This window comes from Streptomyces sp. NPDC091292, assembly GCF_044757265.1.
GTDB lineage: Bacteria > Actinomycetota > Actinomycetes > Streptomycetales > Streptomycetaceae > Streptomyces.
Genome location: NZ_JBIVUQ010000001.1, coordinates 403,711 through 424,692, shown reverse-complemented (window position 1 = coordinate 424,692; position 20,982 = coordinate 403,711). Strand labels below are relative to the sequence as shown.

Sequence of the window (20,982 nt, the reverse complement as noted above, 5' to 3'; positions counted from 1 at the left end):
TGATGCGAACGGGGTGCGGTTGCGGGTGCGGCCACGGGTGCGCTTACGGGTGATCGCCACGGAGGGTTTCGTTCCGGATTCTTCGTATCCCCGCCCATCCGTCCTTCACCGAAGGAACCCATCGACTTCACGGCGTCTCCACTGTCACCATGTGCCCCATGACGCACATCACCAAAGGCGCCAACACCCCTGTTCCCGCAGCCCCGGTACGGGTCGCCGTGTGCCGTGGCCAGGCACCCGGAGCCCCGACCGTGGACGCGTCCGCGCTGCTGCTCGACGCGCGCGGCAAGGTACGCGGCGATGCCGACCTCGTCTTCTACAACCAGCCGCACCACCCGTCGGGCGCGGTGCGGCACGCGGGCACGGCGGAGGGCGGCGGTCAGATCGCCGAGTGGCTCGAACTGGATCTCCCGGCCGTCGAGCCGGAGGTCCAGCGGGTGGTGATAGCCGCGTCCTGCGACGGCGGGGTGTTCGGCGCGGTGCCCGGTCTGTATGTGCAGACGGTCGGCCCCGACGGGCTTCCGGTGGCGCAGTACACGGTGACCGACGCGTCGACCGAGACGGCGTTCGTGCTCGGCGAGTTCTACCGGCGGAACGGTGTCTGGAAGTTCCGGGCGGTGGGGCAGGGGTACGACTCCGGACTCGCCGGTCTGGCCACGGACTTCGGGATCTCGGTGGCGGAGGAGCCCCAGGACGCCGCGCCCGCGCAGGCGCCGCTCCAGCCCACACCGCCGCTCAACCCCACGCCGCCGCTCAACCCCACGCCCACGCTCCACCAGTCGGCGCAGCATCAGGGCACCCCCCAGGACGCCACCCCTTCCACCCCCGCCGCCCCCGCCGCCCCCGCTGCCCCCGCCGCCCCCTTCGTCTTCGGCGCCGAGTTCCAGCCCTTCGCCCGGCGCGGGCGCGGCAACGACGTCGTCACCGTCGACGCCCCCGTACCGCCGGGCCCGGTGATCGTCGAGGCATGGCACCAGGGCGAGGGCTACTTCGGTGTCCAGACCCTCGACCACCGCAACAAGAACGACGAGTTGCTGTTCAACACGAGCGGGCACGACTTCCGCGGCCGGACGCTCACCCTGATCCCGCCGGACCGCCCGCTGCGGCTGCGCGTGGAGGCGGACAGCGACTGGACCGTGGTGGTGCAGCCCGTGTCGGTGGTCCGCCATCTCGGCACCGCCATCGAGGGCCAGGGCCCCGAGGTGATCGTGTACACGGGGACGGCGGCCGATCTCGACGCGCGGTTCGACGGGGACGAGGACGGGGGCGGCGGCTTCGCGATCTGGTGCCTGGAGACGGAGACCGCCCAGGACCTGGACGACCGCGATCTGCTCGTCAACGAGATCGGGCCGCTGACCCAGACCGCGCCGGTACCGGACGGCCCGCTGCTGCTGCTCGTGGAGGCGGACGGCCCCTGGTCGCTCGCCGCCCGCCCGCTGCCGGTGTTCGACCAGGGCGCCGCCCAGCTCTCCGGCGTCTACCAGGGCCGGGGCCAGGCCACTGTCACCCTGGTCAACCCGTCCCCGGGCAGCCCGGCCCTGCTCGACTACGAGCTGACGGGCGACGGCGCGCTCTTCGGGTACACGGTCGTGGTGCTCGACGAGTACGACGACGAGGACACCTTCCTGCGGGGGCAGAACAACGGCGAGCGGGGCCGCACGCTGCTGTTCCGCGAGGGCGAGAGCGAGCAGCGGCTCCGGATCACGGACGCGCGGGAGTGGAAGCTGCGGCTGGTGCCCCTGGACCAGGCGCCCGCGCTGTCCGGCGCGGTGGAGGGCACGGGAAGCACCGTGTTCCGTTACGACGGTCCGCCCGCGCTCCTCGATCTGCGGCGGCTCACGTCGGACGACGACCCGCTGAGCGTGCACACGGCGCAGCCGGAGGGCCGCAAGGCGATCTCCGCGGACACGACGGGCCGCCGTCCGGTCACCGGGCCGCTGTGGGTGCCGGACACCGGCCACTGCCTTGTCCTGATCACCACCGGGGACCGGACCGGCTGGCGGGCCGAGCCCCAGCCCCTCTCCGGGGCCCCGGTCCTGGACGGGTCCGTGTCGGGCACCGGATACGGCGTGGTGCACAACCCCGGCCCCGAGACCGACGTCATGCTCACGCACCAGGGGCGCGGCACGCTGGACCTGATGGTGCTGTGGGAGCTGGACGCCCGGCTTGAGCCGGTGCGCCGGATCAGCCTGGGCCCGGGGCTCCAGCGGGTGCCGAGCGGGTATCTCCAGGTCCGGACCTCGGGCAAGTGGACCATCGAGGCCCGGAAGTGACACGGGAGTGATCACAGCCCCCGCCCCCGGCCCGTCCCACTCCCCGGGCAATGGATTGGACAGGCGGGCCGGGGACAGACGCATGATGGAAGCGTTCGCCCATGTCGTAGGCGTTGGAGGAGTCACCGTGAGGGTCGGAATCGTCGGAGCCACCGGTCAGGTCGGCACAGTCATGCTCAGGATCCTGGCCGACCGGCAGGTCCCGGTCGACGAGCTGCGCCTGTTCGCCTCGGCGCGCTCGGCCGGCTCCACGCTCGACTGGAAGGGCACCCCGGTCACCGTCGAGGACGCCTCAACGGCCGACTACAGCGGCCTGGACATCGTGCTGTTCTCGGCGGGCGGCGCGACCTCGCGGGCGCTGGCCGAGAAGGTCGCCGGACAGGGCCCCGTGGTGATCGACAACTCCTCCGCGTGGCGCCGCGACCCCGAGGTGCCGCTGGTCGTCTCCGAGGTGAACCCGCACGCCGTGGCGGACCGCCCGAAGGGGATCATCGCCAACCCGAACTGCACCACGATGGCCGCGATGCCCGTCCTCAGGCCGCTGCACGAGGAGGCGGGCCTCGAAGCGCTCGTCGTCGCGAGCTACCAGGCGGTGTCGGGATCCGGGCTCGCCGGGGTCGCCGAGCTGCACGGACAGGTCCAGAAGGTCGCGGCCGACGCGGACAAGCTGACGCACGACGGCGAAGCGGTCGACTTCCCCGAGCCCGCCGTCTACAAGCGGCCGATCGCCTTCAACGTGCTGCCGCTGGCGGGCGCGCTCGTGGACGACGGCTCCTTCGAGACCGACGAGGAGCAGAAGCTCCGCAACGAGTCCCGCAAGATCCTGGAGATCCCGGACCTGAAGGTCTCCGGCACCTGTGTCCGGGTCCCGGTCTTCTCGGGCCACTCCCTCCAGATCAACGCCCGCTTCGCCCGCCCGATCGGTGTGGAGCGCGCGTACGAGCTGCTGGCCGCCGCGCCGGGTGTGGAGATCTCCGAGATCCCCACCCCGCTCCAGGCCGCGGGCCGTGACCCCTCCTACGTGGGCCGTATCCGCGCCGACGAGACCGTCGAACACGGCCTCGCGCTGTTCGTGTCGAACGACAACCTCCGCAAGGGCGCCGCGCTGAACGCGGTGCAGATCGCGGAGCTGGTCGCGGCGGAGCTGAAGGGCGCGTAAGCGCTGCCCCCGGCCCTGCCCCCCGCACCACCCACCCCAGGGGCGGTCCCCCACGACGGGACCGCCCCTTCCCTCGCCCGGCGCGCCCTTCCCTACGCGTGGAAGGATGACCGGCAAATGTCGCATACCGAGGAGATGACCGCGTGCCTGGCACAAACCTGACCCGCGAAGAGGCTCAGCAGCGGGCGAAGCTGCTCACCGTGGAGGCGTACGAGATCGACCTCGATCTCAGCGGTGCGCAGGGTGAGGGAGGAACGTACCGGTCCGTGACCACGGTGCGCTTCGACTCCGCCGAGTCAGGCGCCGCGTCCTTCATCGACCTGGTCGCGCCGACGGTCCACGAGGTCACCCTGAACGGTGACCCGCTCGACCCGGCCGAGGTCTTCGCGGACTCCCGTATCGCCCTGCCCGGCCTGCTCGAAGGCGCCAATGTGCTGCGCGTCGTGGCCGACTGCGCGTACACGAACACCGGTGAGGGTCTGCACCGGTTCGTGGACCCGGTCGACCAGCAGGCGTACCTCTACACGCAGTTCGAGGTCCCGGACGCGCGGCGCGTGTTCGCGTCCTTCGAGCAGCCCGACCTGAAGGCCACCTTCCAGTTCACCGTGAAGGCGCCGTCCGGCTGGACCGTCATCTCCAACTCGCCGACGCCCGAGCCCAAGGACGACATCTGGGTCTTCGAGCCGACGCCGCGGATCTCGTCGTACATCACGGCGCTGATCGTCGGCCCGTACCACAGCGTGCACAGCGTGTACGAGAAGGACGGGCAGTCCGTGCCGCTGGGCATCTACTGCCGTCCCTCGCTCGCCGAGTTCCTCGACTCGGACGCGATCTTCGAGGTCACCCGGCAGGGCTTCGACTGGTTCCAGGAGAAGTTCGACTACGCGTACCCGTTCGCCAAGTACGACCAGCTGTTCGTCCCGGAGTTCAACGCGGGCGCGATGGAGAACGCGGGCGCGGTCACCATCCGCGACCAGTACGTGTTCCGCTCGAAGGTGACGGACGCGGCGTACGAGGTCCGCGCCGAGACCATCCTCCATGAGCTGGCCCACATGTGGTTCGGCGACCTGGTGACGATGGAGTGGTGGAACGACCTGTGGCTGAACGAGTCGTTCGCCACGTACACGTCGATCGCCTGCCTCGCGTACGCGCCGGGTTCGCGCTGGCCGCACTCCTGGACGACGTTCGCCAACTCCATGAAGACCTGGGCGTACCGGCAGGACCAGCTCCCGTCGACGCACCCGATCATGGCCGAGATCAACGACCTGGACGACGTCCTCGTCAACTTCGACGGCATCACGTACGCGAAGGGTGCCTCGGTACTCAAGCAGCTCGTCGCCTACGTCGGCATGGACGAGTTCTTCCAGGGCGTGCAGCGGTACTTCAAGGCGCACGCGTACGGCAACACGCGCCTGTCCGATCTGCTCGGCGCGCTGGAGGAGACCTCGGGCCGCGATCTGAAGAACTGGTCGAAGCTGTGGCTGGAGACGGCCGGCATCAACATCCTGCGCCCGGAGATCGAGACGGACGCGAACGGCACGATCACCGCGTTCGCGGTACGCCAGGAGGCCCCGGCTCTCCCGGCCGGCGCCAAGGGCGAGCCGACGCTCCGCCCGCACCGCATCGCGATCGGCTTCTACGACCTCGACGCGGACGGCAGGCTGGTGCGCGGTGAGCGCGTCGAACTGGACGTCGACGGCGAGCTGACCGCCGTACCGCAGCTCGTCGGCAAGGCCCGTCCGGCGGTCGTCCTGCTCAACGACGACGACCTGTCGTACTCCAAGGTCCGCCTCGACGAGGCATCCCTCGCCTTCGTCACCGAGCACCTGGGCGACTTCGACGCCTCGCTGCCGCGCGCCCTGTGCTGGGCGTCGGCGTGGGACATGACGCGCGACGCCGAACTGGCCACGCGCGACTATCTGGAGCTGGTCCTGTCCGGGATCGGCAAGGAGTCCGACATCGGCGTCGTGCAGTCCCTGCACCGCCAGGTGAAGCTCGCCCTCGACCTGTACGCGGACCCGGCCTGGCGTGAGGCCGGTCTGACCCGCTGGACGGAGGCGACGCTGGCGCATCTGCGGGCCGCCGAGCCGGGCAGCGACCACCAGCTCGCCTGGGCGCGCGCCTTCGCGGCGACGGCCCGTACGCCGGAACAGCTCGACCTCCTGGAGGGCCTGCTCCACGGCGAGCAGTCGATCGAGGGCCTGACCGTCGACACCGAGCTGCGCTGGGCGTTCGTCCAGCGGCTCGCCGCCGTGGGCCGCTTCGACGAGGCGGAGATCGCCGGGGAGTACGAGCGGGACAAGACGGCCGCCGGTGAGCGGCACGCGACCACGGCCCGCGCGTCCCGGCCGACGCCGGAGGCCAAGGCGGAGGCGTGGGAGTCGGTCGTGGAGTCGGACAAGCTCCCGAACGCCGTGCAGGAAGCCGTCATCGGGGGCTTCGTCCAGACGGACCAGCGCGAACTGCTCGCCCCGTACGCGGAGAAGTACTTCGCTTCGGTCAAGGACGTGTGGGACACCCGCTCGCACGAGATCGCCCAGCAGATCGCGGTGGGCCTCTACCCGGCTCTCCAGGTCGACCAGTCCACCCTGGACACCACGGACGCCTGGCTCACCTCGGCCCACCCGAACGCGGCCCTCCGCCGCCTGATCTCGGAATCACGGGCAGGCGTGGAGCGGGCGCTGAGGGCCCAGGCGGCCGACGCGCGCGCGTAAGCCAGGGAGCAGGTCGCCCGGCACACACACCAAGGGCGGCGGCCACCGTGTTCACACGGTGACCGCCGCCCTCGGCGTACGGTTTCGGGTGGGCCGCCGGCCCCGCCGTCAGCCCTGCCGTCAGCCCTGCTTCTGCTGCTTGCGCGACTTGTCGCCGACCACCACGAGGCCCGCGATGAGCAGGAACAGCCCGATCGGGATCGCGACATAGAGGCCGAGCGTCTCGGCCACGCTCAGACCGGGGCCCGGGTCGTCACCGGCGTCGCGGGTCAGCGCGAGCGCGGGAGACGACATCAGCAGCATCATCAGCGTCGTACCGGAAGCCAGGGCGCCGGCGCGCAGGGCGTTCTTCTTGTCCACGGTGCAAACGTAGCGAACCCCCGGACCGGACGCGCGCCCGGGGTCCCGTACACGCCCGGTCACTCCCCGAAGGCTCACTCCCTGAACACTCATTCCTTGAAGGCTCACTCCTTGAAGACGTCCATCAGCGCGTGGAGGCGCGGTGAGGAGGCCAGGTCCTCCAGGGTGACCGGGCGGCCCTCGGCGTCGGCGATGGGCAGACGCCAGTTCGGATACTCGTCCCAGGTGCCCGGAATGTTCTGCGGGCGGCGGTCGCCGACGCCGTCCGGGAGCCAGACGCCGACCATCCGCGCGGGGGTGCGCAGCAGGTACCGGTGGACGGCCCGTACCGCTGCCTCCTCCGCGTCGCCGGACAGCGCGCCGCCCACGCCCTCGGGCATCAGGCCGAGCCGGGAGAACAGGGCCAGCCACTCCCCGGCCTCCGCGGCGGCCTCGGCGCGCTCCGTGGCGAGCGGGCGGGTGAGCAGGCCGAGCCGGTCGCGCAGCTCGACGTGCTCGCCGCTGAGCCGGGCCGCCGTGGACGGCAGGTCGTGCGTGGTGGCGGTGGCCAGGCAGTCCGTACGCCAGCTCTCCGGCGGCAGCGGTCGCCCGGTGCCGTCCCAGTCCCGCTCGAACCAGAGCACCGAGGTGCCGAACACGCCGTGCGCGCGCAGCGCCTCGCGGACGCCGGGTTCGACGGTGCCCAGGTCCTCACCGATGACGAGGGCGCCGGCCCGGTCCGCCTCCAGGGTGAGGACGGCGAGCATGGCTTCGGCGTCGTAGCGGACGTAGGTGCCCTCGGTCGGCGGGCGGCCCTGGGGCACCCACCAGAGCCGGAACAGGCCCATCACATGGTCGATCCGCAGGGCGCCCGCGTGCTGGAACAGGGCGCGCAGGAGCCGTCGGTAGGGGGCGTAGCCGGAGGCGGCGAGGCGGTCGGGGCGCCAGGGCGGCAGGCCCCAGTCCTGGCCGCGCGCGTTGAACGCGTCCGGGGGCGCGCCGACGGACATGCCGTCGGCGAGGTACTCCTGCTGTGCCCAGGCGTCGGAGCCGTCCGGGTGCACGCCCACGGCGAGGTCGTGGACCAGGCCGATCGGCATGCCCGCGTCGCGCGCGGTGCGCTGCGCGGTGCCGAGCTGGGCGTCGGTGAGCCAGGCGAGCCGGGAGTGGAAGTCGACGCGGTCCATCAGCTCGCCGCGCGCGCGGGCGGTCTCCGGGGAGCGCGGGTCGCGCAGCCCTTCGGGCCACTGGTGCCAGTCGGCGCCGTGCGCCTCGGCGAGCGCGCAGTAGGTGGCGTGGTCCTCCAGGGCCTCGCCCTCGCGCGCGAGGAAGTCCCAGTACGCGGCGAGCCTGCCGGGCCCGAGCGGCACCCGTCTGATCAGCTCCAGGGCCTGCCGCTTGAGGTCCCAGACGGCGTCGCGGTCGATCAGCGCGTCCTTGTCGAGGACGGAGGCGCGCAGGGTCGCGGCCCGCTCGGCCAGGTCGTCGGCGCGCTCGCGGTCGGCCCGGTCCAGATACGCGTACTCGGGGATGTCCTCGACCCGAAGATGGACGGGGTCGGCGAAGCGGCGGGACGACGGGCGGTAGGGCGAGGGGTCCGTGGGCGGGCCGGGTACGGCCGCGTGCAACGGGTTGACCTGGATGAATCCGGCGCCGAGCGAGCGTCCGGCCCAGGCCGCCAGTTCGGCGAGGTCGCCGAGGTCGCCCATGCCCCAGGAGCGCCGGGACAGCAGCGAGTACAACTGGACGAGCAGGCCGTACGCGCGGTCGCCGGGGTCGGGGACGCGGGCGGGGGCGACGACGAGGTGCGTCTGCGCGGTGCGGCCGTCGGGCGCGGCGGCCGTGAGGGTGTGCACGCCCGGGGGGAGCGGGGCGGATTCCAGGCCGCCGACGGCGAGGTCCGTGGGCGCCTCGGCGTGTTCCGGTGTGACCTGGACGCGGGTGCCCGACGGGAGTGCCGTGAGCGCGTCGGGCGGGCTGCCGGGCCACCACACGAGGGTGGGCGGCAGGAGCCGTTCGGCCAGTTCGCGTTCGCGGTCGGCGAGGGCTGCCTCGACGGCTTCCGGGGTGCTGACGTCGACGCCCAGGGCGGTCAGGGCAGCGCGCACGGCGGCGTCGGACGCGGACACGGTGTCGTCGGGCGACGGGGCGTACGACGTGGCGACGCCGTAGAGGCCGGCGAGCCGGGACAGGGGCATCTAGGCCACCGACGGGTCCTGGCCTGCGGCCGTCGTGAGGGAGGTGGGCTCGCTGGTCAGCGGGAGGACGTCGGCGAGTGGGGGTTCGCTGGTGAGCGGGGCCGTGTCGGCGAGCGGGGGTTCGCTGGTCAGGGGCGGCTCGGCCCAGGCGCCCTCGGCGGTGGACGTGCCCTCGGCCTCGGAGACTCCGACGGCGGACGAGAAGGGGCAGCGGTCGTCGGACGCCGTGGCCTGGGCGGGGACGACCGCGAGGGTCGGGGCCTGCGGCTCATCCGGATGTTTGGACAGCGCCGAGAGCAGAAGGTGCGCCGATGCGGCCACGGGTGGCCTCCTTGTCGTGGGTGAGGTGCGTGATCCCGGTGCGGTGCGGTGATCCGGATGCGGTGCGGTGATCCGGGGTCAGGCAGGACCTACCCAGGCATCGCCGCCGCAGACGTGTCCCGTCCGATATCCGTCCATCGGTGTCGGTTCATCGGTGTCGGTTCATCGGTATCCCCCGGTGTCGTCCGGTAAGCCTCACTCCCCCGGACCGGGTGATTCCGCGCACAGCCGTCGAGGGTCCGCGCGCACGTCGGCGGGCGACCGTTCGCCGGTGTTCACAGGAACGGTCCCCGGGATGACAAAGGCCCGGATCCGTCAGGCAGAAATGCCGTCGATCCGGGCCATGGCGTCTTCCGCGCCATACGGCTCCAGGTAGGGCAACCAGCGCGGGTCCCTATGGCCCGTGCCGATGATGCGCCACGCGAGACCGGTGGGCGGGGCGGGTTTGTGGCGCAGGCGCCAGCCGATCTCGACCAGGTGCCGGTCGGCCTTGACGTGGTTGCAGCGGCGGCAGGACGCCACCACGTTGTCCCAGGCGTGCTGACCTCCGCGGCTGCGCGGAATGACGTGGTCGACGCTGGTTGCGACGCCACCGCAGTACATGCACCGGCCGCCGTCCCGGGCGAACAGGGCGCGCCGGGTCAGAGGAACGGGCCCCCTGTAAGGGACCCGGACGAACCGCTTGAGCCGGACCACGCTGGGTGCTGGAACAGTGATGGTCGCGCTGTGCATGAAGGCGCCGGATTCCTCCAAGGCGACTGCCTTGTTCTCCAGGACGAGGACGAGAGCGCGGCGGAGCGGTACGACGCCGAGTGGCTCGTACGACGCGTTGAGGACCAGGACATGCGGCACGGATGCCTCCTATTACGCCGGCGGCGCGTGGCTCGCGCCGGGACGATCTGCTGACCAGTCTCCCCTCATGCCTGGTCGTAGCGCCACCACCTCCTGGTAACGGGGTGAAGGAGTTTTCCGTTCCCGGGCCCGCCGTCGGCGTGTCGCACGGCTCCCACCTGTTGTTCCTGGCGGGTTCTCCGGGGCCGGGCGCGCGCCGGGCGCGGGAAATGTGCGGTCGGTCACGCGTATGACCGTCCGGGAGCGGCCCTTTACCGTTCCGCCGCAGGTGAGGAGGGTCTCTCCGTAGAACATGACAACGATCGGCACACGATGCCCCGTTAGTGTGGTGAGCCTGCCCGCGGCGCGCGAGCCCCCGTACCGCCGTCCCCCTGGCGCGGGCAGTCCGCTACGCCTGGAGGTACCTGCCGTGTTCTCGTCCGTCCTGACGGCTGCCGGATCCGATCCGGACCCCGTCACCCTGGAGGACGCCCAGGAGCATGCGACGAACGCCGCGAGCTGGGTCGAGCAGAACTGGTCGACCTGGCTGAGCATCGGGCTGCGCATCGTGCTGATCCTCGCCATCGCCGTGGTGCTGCGGGTGGTGATACGGCGGGCGATCACCAAGCTGATCGACCGGATGAACCGGACCGTGCAGGCCGTGGACGGCACCGCGCTCGGCGGGCTCCTGGTGAACGTGGAGCGGCGCCGGCAGCGCTCGCAGGCCATCGGCTCGGTGCTGCGTTCGGTGGCGTCGTTCCTGATCCTGGGCACGGCCGCGCTGATGGTCCTGGGCACCTTCCAGATCAATCTCGCGCCTTTGCTCGCGTCGGCCGGTGTCGCGGGTGTCGCGATCGGTTTCGGCGCGCGCAACCTGGTGACCGACTTCCTCTCCGGCGTCTTCATGATCCTGGAGGACCAGTACGGGGTCGGCGACACGATCGACGCGGGTGTCGCGTCGGGCGAGGTCATCGAGGTGGGGCTGCGCGTGACGAAGCTGCGCGGCGACAACGGGGAGATCTGGTACGTCCGCAACGGCGAGGTGAAGCGGATCGGCAACCTCTCTCAGGGCTGGTCGACGGCGGGCGTCGATGTGACGGTCCGCCCGGACGAGGACCTGGACCGGGTGCAGGAGAAGCTCATCGAGGTGGGCGCGGCGATGGCCAAGGACGAGCCGTGGAACGAGCGGCTGTGGGGCCCGGTGGAGGTCCTCGGCCTGGACAGCGTGCTGCTCGACCAGATGGTGGTGCGGGTCTCCGCGAAGACCATGCCGGGCAAGTCCCTGAGTGTGGAGCGGGAGCTGCGCTGGCGGATCAAGCGGGCGTTCGACGAGGCGGGCATCCGGATCGTGGGCGGGCTCCCGCTCCAGACGGAGACCGAGGCGGTGGCCGATCCGGCGGCCGGGACGGCGGCACCGTCCGCGTACGCGTCGGCGACCTCACCGCAGTCGCTGGCCGCTTCGCCGATACCGCCGACCAATCTGGCCAAGTAGCCGCCGCAGCCCATAGGCCCGTACGACACTCACACCCCCCGACGCCTCCGCAGGTAACGACTTGGTTGCCGTGGAGGCGTCGGCCGTTGACGGGACTCTTGCGCGCGGCCTACCTTCCTCCCACCGAATAGGAAACTTTCCTAACAGATCTTCGAGTGGGAAGGGCAGGTGTCGTCGCCCATGGCGGGAACGGCCGGAACCCCGGGCACACCGCGCGTCCTGCGCACCATGAACGACCGTGCCGCCCTCGACCTGCTGCTCAGCCAGGGCCCCCTGTCCCGCACCCGGATCGGCAAGCTCACCGGCCTGTCGAAGCCGACCGCCTCCCAACTGCTCGCCCGCCTCGAAGCCGCGGGGCTCGTCCTGGCCACCGGCACCACCGAGGGCCGGCCGGGACCGAACGCGCAGCTCTACGCGGTGAACCCGCACGCGGCCCACGCCGCCGGGCTCGATGTGAACCCCGAGCGGATCCGCGCCGCCGTCGCCGACATCACCGGGCGCACGGTCGGCGAGTACGAACTGCGCACCCCGGGACGCCACTCCTCCGTCCCCGTGGTCCGCCTGGTCACCGACGCGCTCGACGGCGCAGTCAAGGCCGCCGGGCTCGCCCGCGCCGATCTGCACCGCGTCACCATCGGCACCCCGGGCGCCTTCGACCCGAACACCGGCCGCCTGCGGTACGCCTCGCACCTGCCGGGCTGGCACTCGCCGACCCTCCTGGACGAGCTGGCGGCGGCCCTGCCGATGCCCGTCGAGTACGAGAACGACGTGAACCTCGCCGCCATCGCCGAACAGCGCCTCGGCGCGGCGCACGGGCACGAGAACTTCGTCCTGCTGTGGAACGAGGGCGGACTCGGCGCCGCGCTCGTCATCGGCGGGCGGCTGCACCGCGGCTGGACCGGCGGCGCCGGCGAGGTCGGCTTCCTGCCGGTGCCCGGCGCACCCCTGGTCCGCCAGGTGACCCGGGCGAACAGCGGCGGCTACCAGGAGCTGGCCGGCTCCCAGGTGGTCCCCCGCCTGGCCCGCGAACTCGGCATCACCCCGGTGCCGAGCGGCCCGTACGCGGAGGTCGCCGCCGCCCTGATCGCCCAGGCGGCACGGGTGAACGACGGCCCGCACCGACGGCTCCTGGAGATCTACGCCACCGGCCTCGCGACCGGTCTTGCCTCGCTCGTCTCGGTGCTCGACCCGGAACTCGTCGTCCTCAGCGGCGCCCTGTTCACGGCGGGCGGCGAGGCCCTGCGGGAGCTGGTGCAGGCCGAACTGGACGAACTCGCGGCGGTCCGCCCCCGGCTCGTCGTGGGTGAGGTCGCCGAGCATCCCGTGCTGCGCGGGGCGCTGGAGAGCGCCCTCGCGGCCACCCGTGACGAGGTCTTCGACACCTCGCGCTGAACCAGATTTTTCCCGCCCACCCACCCCGATTTGTCCCGCACCGCCCCGTCCGTAGGGAGACACCGCCATGTCCGGTAAGCGCCGGAAGGCGGCGGCAGCGCTCGCCGCATCCGCCTCGATAGCCCTTCTCGCCACGGCCTGTACGGGCCAGTCCAGCTCCGGCGCGACCGACGACGCGTCCAAGAAGACGACGATCACCTTCTGGCACGGCTGGAGCGCCGAGTCCGAGGTGAAGGGCGTCCAGGCGAACGTGGACGCCTTCATGAAGGCCCACCCCAACATCAAGGTGAAGGTCGTCGGCAACATCAACGACGACAAGATCAACCAGGCGCTGCGCGCGGGCGGTTCGTCCGCCCCGGACGTGGTGTCGTCCTTCACCACCAACAACGTCGGCAAGTTCTGCTCGTCGGGTGCCTTCGTCGATCTGGCGCCGTTCTTCGAGAAGTCGGGCATCGACCCGGAGAAGACGTTCCCGAAGCCGATGAACGAGTACACGCAGTTCGACGGCAAGCGGTGCACGGTGCCGCTGCTCGGTGACGCGTACGGCCTCTACTACAACAAGGACGCCTTCAAGGCCGCCGGTATCGACGCGCCGCCGAAGACCTGGTCGGAGTTCGAGGCCGACGCGAAGAAGCTGACGAAGACCAAGGGCGATTCGTACGAGCAGCTCGGGTTCATGCCGAACTACCACGGCTACGAGACGACGACCGAGCACCTCTTCGGGCAGTGGTCGCCGACGTACTTCGACGCCGACGGCAAGTCGAACGTCGCCAAGGACCCAGCGTTCGAGAAGGGCTTCACCTTCCAGAAGAAGCTGGTCGACGGGTTGGGCGGGTACCAGAAGCTGGAGAAGTACCGGGCCACGTTCGGTGACGAGTGGGGCGCCACGCACCCCTTCCACACCGGTCAGGTCGCGATGCAGCTCGACGGCGAGTGGCGGCTCGGGATGGCCGAGGACAGCAAGCCGAAGTTCGAGATCGGCGTGGCTCCGCTGCCGGTGCCCGACGACGAGGTGGACCAGTACGGCAAGGGCTACATCACCGGCACCATCGCCGGGATCGCGTCCACCAGCAAGAAGCAGAACGCCGCCTGGGAACTGGTCAAGTTCATGACCACGGACACGGACGCCGTCGTCAACTTCTCCAACGCGATCCACAACGTGCCCTCGACCATCGAGGCGCTGAAGTCGCCGAAGCTGAAGTACGACCCGCGCTGGAAGACGTTCCTGGACATCGCGCAGAACCCGAACTCCACGAGCACCCCCGCGTCGCCGAACGGCGGCCAGTACCTCGTGTCGATCCAGAACCTGGGCTACGACTACGAGAAGGGCAAGGTCACCGATCTCAAGGCCGGTCTGGAGAAGACCGCCAAGGAGATCGACACGGACATCGCGCAGCAGAAGTAGCCGGGCCCCGCGATGAGCACGTACACGCTCCGTTCGAAGCGCCGCAGGTCGGCGCTCAGAACGCTGGCCTTCATGTCGCCGTGGCTGATCGGCTTCACGGTCTTCTTCGCCTATCCGCTGCTGTCGACGGTCTACTTCTCGCTGATGAAGTACGACGGCTTCCAGCCGCCCACCTGGAACGGCTTCGCGAACTGGTCGTACGTCTTCACCGACTACCCCATGTTCTGGCCGGCCCTGGGGAACACGCTCTGGCTGGTCCTGGTGATGGTGAGCTGCCGGGTCGTCTTCGGGCTCGGCATCGGGCTGCTGATCACCAAGGTCAAGAGGGGTACGGGCGTCTTCCGCACCCTGTTCTACCTGCCGTATCTCGCGCCGCCGGTCGCCGCCACGATGGCGTTCGCGTTCCTCCTCAACCCGGGGACAGGCCCGGTCAACTCGCTCCTCGGCGATCTGGGGCTGCCGCAGCCGGGCTGGTTCAGCGACCCGTCCTGGTCCAAGCCGGCCCTGACGATGCTCGCGCTGTGGGGCGTCGGCGACCTCATGGTCATCTTCATGGCCGCCCTGCTCGACGTGCCGAAGGAGCAGTACGAGGCCGCCGAGCTGGACGGGGCGTCGGCGGTGCAGCGGTTCCGCTTCGTCACGCTGCCGAACATCTCGCCGATCGTGATGTTCGCGGTGGTCACGGGCGTGATCCAGACCATGCAGTACTACACACAGCCGCTGGTCGCGGGGAAGGTCGCGTCGGGCATCATCGGCGGCTCCGGGCAGCAGTTCGAGCCGGGCTACCCCGACAAGTCGACGCTGACCCTGCCGCAGCTCGTCTACAACCTCGGCTTCCAGCGCTTCGACTACGGCTCCGCCTGTGTGATCGCGCTCGTCCTGTTCGCCCTCGCCATGGTGTTCACCGCGCTCCTGATGCGGCGCCGCGGCGGCCTGATCGGGACAGGTGACTGACGCCATGACCCAACTGATCGACCGACCGGCCGAGTTGACGGCACCGCGCGGCGACAGCGAGCGCACCGCGCGCCGCAGGGCGCTCCTGGAGTGGATCGCCGTGCACGCGCTCGGCGTCGCCGCCGCCCTCTTCTTCGTACTGCCGTTCGTCTTCGTCCTGCTGACCTCACTGATGAGCGACCAGCAGGCGCTGACCCGCGACCTGATCCCGCACACCTGGGAGTGGTCCAACTACCGCAAGGTCTTCGACACACCGGGCTTTCTGACCTGGTGGCGCAACACCCTGCTGTACGCGGGCCTGGGCACCGTCCTGACGGTGGTGTCCTCGATCCCGGTGGCGTACGCCCTCGCCAAGTTCCGTTTCCGCGGCCGGAACCTGTCTCTCATGCTGGTCATCTCGATGATGATGCTGCCGCCGCAGGTCATCATCATCCCGATGTACCTGTTCTGGGCGAAGCAGCTGGACCTGTCCGGCACCCTGTGGCCACTGATCATCCCGATGGCCTTCGGCGACGCCTTCTCCATCTTCCTGCTGCGGCAGTTCCTGATGACCATCCCGAACGAGTACATCGACGCGGCGAAGGTCGACGGCTGCGGGGAGCTGCGCACCCTGCTGCGGATCGTCCTGCCGATGGCGAAGCCCGGTATCGCCGCGGTCGCCCTGTTCCAGTTCTTCTACGCCTGGAACGACTACTTCGGGCCGCAGATCTACGCTTCGGAGAACCCGGGTGCGTGGACCCTGAGTTACGGCCTGGAGTCGTTCAAGGGCGCGCACCACACCGACTGGAATCTGACCATGGCCGCGACCCTGCTGGTCATGGCACCTGTCATCCTCGTCTTCTTCTTCGCCCAGAAGGCGTTCGTCGAGGGCGTCACGCTCACTGGAGTGAAGGGCTAGTACATATGAAGCTCACCGTGGTCGGCGGAGGATCGACCTACACCCCCGAACTCATCGACGGTTTCGCACGTTTGAGGGACACCCTCCCGATCGAGGAACTCGTCCTGGTCGACCCCGCCGAGGACCGCCTCGCGCTGGTCGGCGGGCTCGCCCGGCGCATCTTCGCCAAGCAGGGCCACCCGGGGACCATCACCACGACCGGCGATCTCGACGCGGGCGTGGAAGGCGCCGACGCCGTCCTGCTGCAACTGCGCGTCGGCGGCCAAGCCGCCCGTAACGACGACGAGACCTGGCCGCTGACCTGCGGCTGCGTCGGTCAGGAGACCACCGGCGCGGGCGGCCTCGCCAAGGCGCTGCGGACCGTCCCGGTGGTCCTGGACATCGCCGAGCGGGTGCGCCGCGCCAACCCGGACGCCTGGATCATCGACTTCACCAACCCGGTCGGCATCGTCACGCGCGCGCTGCTGCACGCCGGGCACAAGGCGGTCGGGCTGTGCAACGTGGCCATCGGCTTCCAGCGGAAGTTCGCCGGACTGCTCGGCGTCGCGCCCGCCGACGTCCACCTCGACCATGTGGGGCTCAACCACCTCACCTGGGAGACCGGTGTGCGACTCGGGGGTCCCGAGGGCGAGAACCTGCTGCCGAAGCTGCTCGCCGACCACGGCGACGCCATCGCCGGTGACCTCTCGCTGCCGCGCGACATCGTGGACCGGCTCGGCTCCGTTCCCTCGTACTACCTGCGGTACTACTACGCGCACGACGAGGTGGTACGGGAGCTGAGGACCAAGCCGTCGCGGGCCGCCGAGGTCGCCGCGATGGAGAAGGAACTCCTCGCGATGTACGGGGACCCGGCGCTGGACGAGAAGCCGGAGCTGCTCGCCAAGCGCGGCGGCGCCTACTACTCGGAGGCCGCGGTCGACCTCGCCGCCGCACTGCTCGGCGGGGGCGGCAGCCCGTACCAGGTGGTCAACACGCTGAACAACGGCACGCTGCCGTTCCTGCCCGACGACGCCGTCATCGAGGTGCAGGCCGCCGTCCGCACCCAGGGCCCGACGCCGCTCGCCGTGCCCACGCTGGACCCGCTGTACGCGGGGCTCGTCGCGCAGGTCACCGCGTACGAGGAGCTGGCTCTGGAGGCCGCGCTGCGCGGGGGCCGCGACCGGGTGTTCCGGGCGCTGCTCTCGCACCCGCTGGTCGGCCAGTACGCCTATGCGGACGCCCTCACCGACCAGCTCATCGCGCACAACCGGGAGCACCTCGCGTGGGCATGACCGGCACCGTGCCCACCCCCGTGTCGGTCGAGGCGGGGTCCGTGCTCGCGATCGACGCGGGCAACAGCAAGACCGATGTCGCCGTCGTCACGGCGGACGGCCGGGTCGCCGCGAAGGGCCGCAGCGGCGGGTTCCAGCCGCCCGTCGTCGGCATCGAGACGGCCGTCGACGTCTTGGCCGACGCCGTGCTCCCGGCGCTCGCCGAGGCCGGCGTGCACGGCGTCGACCAGGTCTCGGCCTGTCTCGCCAACGCCGATCTTCCCGTCGAGGAACGGGAACTCGCCGAGGCGCTGCGCCGCCGGGGCTGGGGCGCCGCCGTGGAGGTGCGCAACGACACCTTCGCGATCCTGCGGGCCGGCATCGCCGAGCCCCGGGGCGTCGCCGTGGTGTGCGGCGCGGGCATCAACTGCGTCGGCATGCGGCCCGACGGGCGCACCGCCCGGTTCCCCGCGCTCGGCCGTATCTCCGGTGACTGGGGCGGCGGTTGGGGCATGTCCGAGGAGGCGCTGTGGCACGCGGCACGCGCCGAGGACGGGCGCGGCGGGCCGACCGCGCTGGCCCGCACCCTGCCCGCGCACTTCGGGCTCGACACGATGTACGCGCTCATCGAGGCGCTGCATCTGAAACACATCGACCTGGTGCGCCAGCGCGAGCTGACCCCGGTCCTGTTCGCCACCGCCGCCGACGGCGACCCGGTGGCGCGCTCCCTGGTCGACCGGCTCGCGGACGAGGTGGTCGCCATGGCGGTGGTCGCCCTCGGCCGGCTCGACCTGCTGGACGAGCCGACGCCTGTCCTGCTCGGCGGCGGCGTGCTCGCGGCCCGTCACCCCCAGTTGGACGACCGGGTGCACGCCCTGCTCGCCGACCGGGCGCCGAAGGCGGTCCCCCAGGTCGTCACGGCCCCTCCGGTGCTCGGCTCGGTGCTCCTCGGTCTGGACCGGCTCGGCGCTCCGGACGTGGTGCACGCGCGCGTACGGGCGCACTTCGAGAACGGCGGCGCGAACGTCGGCTGACCGGCGGCCGACTGGCGGCGCCGAACGGGAACCGAACAGGCCGCAGACTCGTATTCAAGGAGAGGGGCAGCGCGGGGATCTTGGACCGCGCTGTGCGTTCCGCTCAAGATCCAGTCAATGTCTGTGCGGATGCGGGCCTCTGGGCAATACTTGCGGCCGTGCACTCCTCTCCGCGCCCGACGCGCGGGGCCCGGAGTGACCGGATGGACCTGGGGGAGGTCGAGTGACGTACCCGCCGAACGGCAGCGCGCCGCCGGGACAGGCGACGCCCACGATGCCGGCGGTGCCGCCGCCCGTTCCGCCGTCGGTGCCGTCACCGCGCGGCGGTGCCGTCACGCCCGCGCCGCCGCCCGACGGGCCGCAGCGGCGCACCGCGTGGGCGGAGGGCGTCGATCGGCTGCGGTCGGCCGCGACGACCGAGCCGGGCAGGCTGCGGGTCATCGGCGCCGTCCTGGCGGTGCTCGTGGTGGCGTTCGGGGCGGTCACCGCCTGGCAGATGACGGACCGTTCGGCCGCCGCCGACGACGTACTGAACCGCAGCCAGCCCCTGACGTCGGACGCCGCCGCGGTCTACCGCTCGCTCGCCGACGCCAACACGGCCGCGTCCAGCGGCTTCCTCGCGGGCGGGCAGGAGCCCAAGGACGTCATCGACCGGTACACGAAGGACATCGACACGGCGTCGGAGAAGCTGGCGACGGCCGCGTCGAACACCGGCACGGGCACCCCGTCGGCCGCCGCCATCGCCGAACTGAACAGGCTCCTCCCGGAGTACACCGGGCTGATCGAGCGGGCCCGCTCCAACAACCGCCAGGGACTGCCCCTGGGCGGCGCGTATCTGCGGTACGCCAACGACAAGATGCAGACGCAGATGCTCCCGGCCGCCGAGAAGCTGTACAAGGAGGAGAACGTACGGCTGCGCGGCGACTACAACAGCGCGACGCCGTATCCATGGGCGGCCATCGCGCTGGGTGTCGTCGCGCTCGGCGGCCTGGGGTGGGCGCAGCGCCGCAACTACCGGCGGACGAACCGGGTGTTCAACCAGGGGCTCCTCGGCGCGACGGCCGCGACGACGGTGGTGCTGCTCTGGCTGGTCGTCGGGCACAGCGTCGCGCGCGCCGGCCTCAACGACTCCTACGAACACGGCGTCCGCTCGCTGAACGTCCTGCACGACGCCCGGATCGCCTCGCTGAAGGCCCGGGGCAACGAGAACCTGACCCTGGTCAGCCGGGGCGCCGAGACGGTGGAGGTCGGCGACAAGGTGCTCGACAAGTACGACGTGGCGTACCAGGAGCAGATGAAGCTCCTCGGCGGGCCGAAGGGCACCGACGGACTGCTCGCGCAGGCGCTGGCGCTCGCCAACGACGCGGCGGGCAAGGACCCGGTGGAGAAGGCGACCGGCGCCATGAAGGTATGGCAGGAACGGCATCTGACGGCCCGTGACCGCGATGACGCGGGTGACTACCAGGGCGCGCTGGACAAGATCATCGGCACTGCGGCGGACAAGCCGACCCGCGTGTGCTTCGACGACGTCGACGACGCCCTGGAGACGGCTCTCACCCATGAGCAGACCCAGTTCGACAACGCGGCAAAGGACGGCAGGGGCGCCATGACCGGCCTCGCGATCGGCGCCGCCGTCCTCGGCGTCCTCGCGGCGGCGGGCGCGGTGCTCGGTATCGGGCGCAGGCTTTCGGAGTACCGGTGAAAGGGGGCACTGCGATGGGTGCACGACGCGTACGGGCCGGCCTGCGCGGCTGGGGCGGCGTCGCCGCGATGGCGACGGCACTGGCGTGCGTCCTCACGGCGGTGCTCGTCCTGCTGCCCCTGACGACCTCGGGCGGGGACGGCGACGACAGCGCCTACGGCGGTGGTGTCACCGACGCGACCCGGGCGAAGGCGGACACCTGCAAGCCCGAGGCATCGAGCCTGCGGCCGTCGCCGTCCGACAGCGGCCCCGTCGTCTCCGCGATCCGGGAGAAGAAGCGCCTGGTCATCGGCGTCGACCAGAACAGCTACAACTGGGGCTACCGCGACCCGAACAAGCCGGGCGGCAGTCTGTCGGGCTTCGACATCGACCTCGCGCAGGCGATAGCGGACCAGATCCTCCCGGCCGGCGGCACGGTCCAGTTCCGCGCGATACCCACCAACCAGCGGATACCGGCGCTCCAGAGCGGCCAGGTCGACATGATCGTGCGCACCATGACGATCAACTGCGACCGGCTGAAGCAGGTCGACTTCTCCACGGCCTACTTCAAGACCGGGCAGCAGGTGCTGGCCCCGCGGACCTCCGACATCACCGGCTACAACGCCTCGCTGAAGGGCCGGAAGGTGTGCTCGGCGGCCGGTTCCACCGCCGAGACCGAGCTGAAGAAGGAGTCGTTCGGCGCCGACATCTCCACCACGGTGCCCAACCAGCTCGACTGCCTGGTGCGGCTCCAGCTCGGTGAGGTGGACGCCGTGGTGACCGACAGCGCGCTCGCCGCCGGCCAGGCCGCGCAGGACCCGACGGTCGAGATCAAGGGCGACACCTTCACCACCGAGTACTACGGCGTGGCGATGAAGAAGGGCTCCGACGACTTGGTGCGCCGGGTCAACCAGGTTCTGGTGGACTATCGGAAGCAGCGCTGGCAAGTCTCCTACGACGAGTGGCTGGCGGACGACCTCGGCAAGACCTCCGGACCCCCGGCCCCGCAGTACCGCGACTGACCTGCCTGGACGAAGACGA

General features: G+C 71.0%; 16 protein-coding genes. 12 read left to right on the top strand and 4 right to left on the bottom strand.

Going from position 1 to position 20,982, the window contains the following annotated elements:
* Window positions 1-158: 158 nt before the first annotated feature.
* From ACIQNU_RS01795 to pepN, 3 genes are all read left to right on the top strand, one after another.
* Complete coding sequence (locus ACIQNU_RS01795) at window positions 159-2,273, top strand: TerD family protein (RefSeq protein ID WP_401359715.1); 2,115 nt, start codon at window positions 159-161, stop codon at window positions 2,271-2,273.
* Window positions 2,274-2,400: 127 nt separating this feature from the next.
* Window positions 2,401-3,432, top strand: coding sequence for an aspartate-semialdehyde dehydrogenase (locus tag ACIQNU_RS01790; RefSeq protein ID WP_401359713.1), 1,032 nt, complete (start codon window positions 2,401-2,403; stop codon window positions 3,430-3,432).
* Window positions 3,433-3,575: 143 nt separating this feature from the next.
* Window positions 3,576-6,146: an aminopeptidase N gene (gene pepN / locus ACIQNU_RS01785; RefSeq protein WP_401359710.1), complete on the top strand. Its 2,571-nt coding sequence runs from the start codon at window positions 3,576-3,578 to the stop codon at window positions 6,144-6,146.
* Window positions 6,147-6,266: 120 nt separating this feature from the next.
* Here pepN and ACIQNU_RS01780 read toward each other — a convergent pair whose 3' ends face one another.
* From ACIQNU_RS01780 to ACIQNU_RS01765, 4 genes are all read right to left on the bottom strand, one after another.
* Window positions 6,267-6,506: a hypothetical protein gene (locus tag ACIQNU_RS01780; RefSeq protein ID WP_401359707.1), complete on the bottom strand. Its 240-nt coding sequence runs from the start codon at window positions 6,504-6,506 to the stop codon at window positions 6,267-6,269.
* Between the two features lie 104 nt (window positions 6,507-6,610).
* Window positions 6,611-8,683, bottom strand: a complete 2,073-nt coding sequence (gene malQ, locus ACIQNU_RS01775) for a 4-alpha-glucanotransferase (protein WP_401359704.1) — start codon at window positions 8,681-8,683, stop codon at window positions 6,611-6,613.
* The gene (locus ACIQNU_RS01770; RefSeq protein WP_401359702.1) at window positions 8,684-9,004 is read right to left on the bottom strand and encodes a hypothetical protein; all 321 of its coding nucleotides are present in this window, start codon (window positions 9,002-9,004) and stop codon (window positions 8,684-8,686) included. It lies immediately after the preceding gene.
* Window positions 9,005-9,319: 315 nt separating this feature from the next.
* The gene (locus tag ACIQNU_RS01765; RefSeq protein ID WP_389881583.1) at window positions 9,320-9,856 is read right to left on the bottom strand and encodes an HNH endonuclease; all 537 of its coding nucleotides are present in this window, start codon (window positions 9,854-9,856) and stop codon (window positions 9,320-9,322) included.
* A 409-nt stretch (window positions 9,857-10,265) separates the two neighbouring features.
* On the opposite strand from ACIQNU_RS01765, the gene ACIQNU_RS01760 reads away from it, so the two are divergent.
* From ACIQNU_RS01760 to ACIQNU_RS01720, 9 genes are all read left to right on the top strand, one after another.
* Complete coding sequence (locus ACIQNU_RS01760; RefSeq protein ID WP_401359698.1) at window positions 10,266-11,327, top strand: mechanosensitive ion channel family protein; 1,062 nt, start codon at window positions 10,266-10,268, stop codon at window positions 11,325-11,327.
* A gap of 180 nt (window positions 11,328-11,507) precedes the next feature.
* Window positions 11,508-12,719, top strand: a complete 1,212-nt coding sequence (locus ACIQNU_RS01755; RefSeq protein WP_401359696.1) for an ROK family transcriptional regulator — start codon at window positions 11,508-11,510, stop codon at window positions 12,717-12,719.
* Window positions 12,720-12,786: 67 nt separating this feature from the next.
* Window positions 12,787-14,124 carry an ABC transporter substrate-binding protein gene (locus tag ACIQNU_RS01750; protein WP_401359694.1) on the top strand — a complete coding sequence of 446 codons (1,338 nt, stop codon included), beginning with the start codon at window positions 12,787-12,789 and terminating at the stop codon, window positions 14,122-14,124.
* 12 nt (window positions 14,125-14,136) lie between these two features.
* Window positions 14,137-15,078 carry a carbohydrate ABC transporter permease gene (locus tag ACIQNU_RS01745; protein WP_401359691.1) on the top strand — a complete coding sequence of 314 codons (942 nt, stop codon included), beginning with the start codon at window positions 14,137-14,139 and terminating at the stop codon, window positions 15,076-15,078.
* Window positions 15,079-15,082: 4 nt separating this feature from the next.
* Window positions 15,083-15,976, top strand: coding sequence for a carbohydrate ABC transporter permease (locus ACIQNU_RS01740; RefSeq protein ID WP_401359690.1), 894 nt, complete (start codon window positions 15,083-15,085; stop codon window positions 15,974-15,976).
* Between the two features lie 5 nt (window positions 15,977-15,981).
* Entirely contained in the window at window positions 15,982-17,247 is a 1,266-nt protein-coding gene (locus tag ACIQNU_RS01735; protein WP_401359688.1) for a 6-phospho-beta-glucosidase, read from the top strand.
* Window positions 17,244-18,260, top strand: coding sequence for an N-acetylglucosamine kinase (locus ACIQNU_RS01730; RefSeq protein WP_401359686.1), 1,017 nt, complete (start codon window positions 17,244-17,246; stop codon window positions 18,258-18,260). The genes ACIQNU_RS01735 and ACIQNU_RS01730 overlap by 4 nt, the downstream gene beginning before the upstream one ends.
* Before the next feature lie 223 nt (window positions 18,261-18,483).
* Window positions 18,484-19,962 carry a hypothetical protein gene (locus ACIQNU_RS01725; RefSeq protein WP_401359684.1) on the top strand — a complete coding sequence of 493 codons (1,479 nt, stop codon included), beginning with the start codon at window positions 18,484-18,486 and terminating at the stop codon, window positions 19,960-19,962.
* Between the two features lie 14 nt (window positions 19,963-19,976).
* Window positions 19,977-20,963: a glutamate ABC transporter substrate-binding protein gene (locus ACIQNU_RS01720; RefSeq protein WP_401359681.1), complete on the top strand. Its 987-nt coding sequence runs from the start codon at window positions 19,977-19,979 to the stop codon at window positions 20,961-20,963.
* Window positions 20,964-20,982 lie beyond the last annotated feature (19 nt).

Excerpts from the sequence above, each read along its gene's own strand:
- ACIQNU_RS01795 (WP_401359715.1), top strand. The coding sequence starts at position 159 with ATGACGCACATCACCAAAGGCGCCAACACCCCTGTTCCCGCAGCCCCG.
- malQ (WP_401359704.1), bottom strand. The coding sequence starts at position 8,683 with ATGCCCCTGTCCCGGCTCGCCGGCCTCTACGGCGTCGCCACGTCGTAC.
- ACIQNU_RS01755 (WP_401359696.1), top strand. The coding sequence starts at position 11,508 with ATGGCGGGAACGGCCGGAACCCCGGGCACACCGCGCGTCCTGCGCACC.
- ACIQNU_RS01750 (WP_401359694.1), top strand. The coding sequence starts at position 12,787 with ATGTCCGGTAAGCGCCGGAAGGCGGCGGCAGCGCTCGCCGCATCCGCC.
- ACIQNU_RS01745 (WP_401359691.1), top strand. The coding sequence starts at position 14,137 with ATGAGCACGTACACGCTCCGTTCGAAGCGCCGCAGGTCGGCGCTCAGA.
- ACIQNU_RS01740 (WP_401359690.1), top strand. The coding sequence starts at position 15,083 with ATGACCCAACTGATCGACCGACCGGCCGAGTTGACGGCACCGCGCGGC.
- ACIQNU_RS01735 (WP_401359688.1), top strand. The coding sequence starts at position 15,982 with ATGAAGCTCACCGTGGTCGGCGGAGGATCGACCTACACCCCCGAACTC.
- ACIQNU_RS01730 (WP_401359686.1), top strand. The coding sequence starts at position 17,244 with ATGACCGGCACCGTGCCCACCCCCGTGTCGGTCGAGGCGGGGTCCGTG.
- ACIQNU_RS01720 (WP_401359681.1), top strand. The coding sequence starts at position 19,977 with ATGGGTGCACGACGCGTACGGGCCGGCCTGCGCGGCTGGGGCGGCGTC.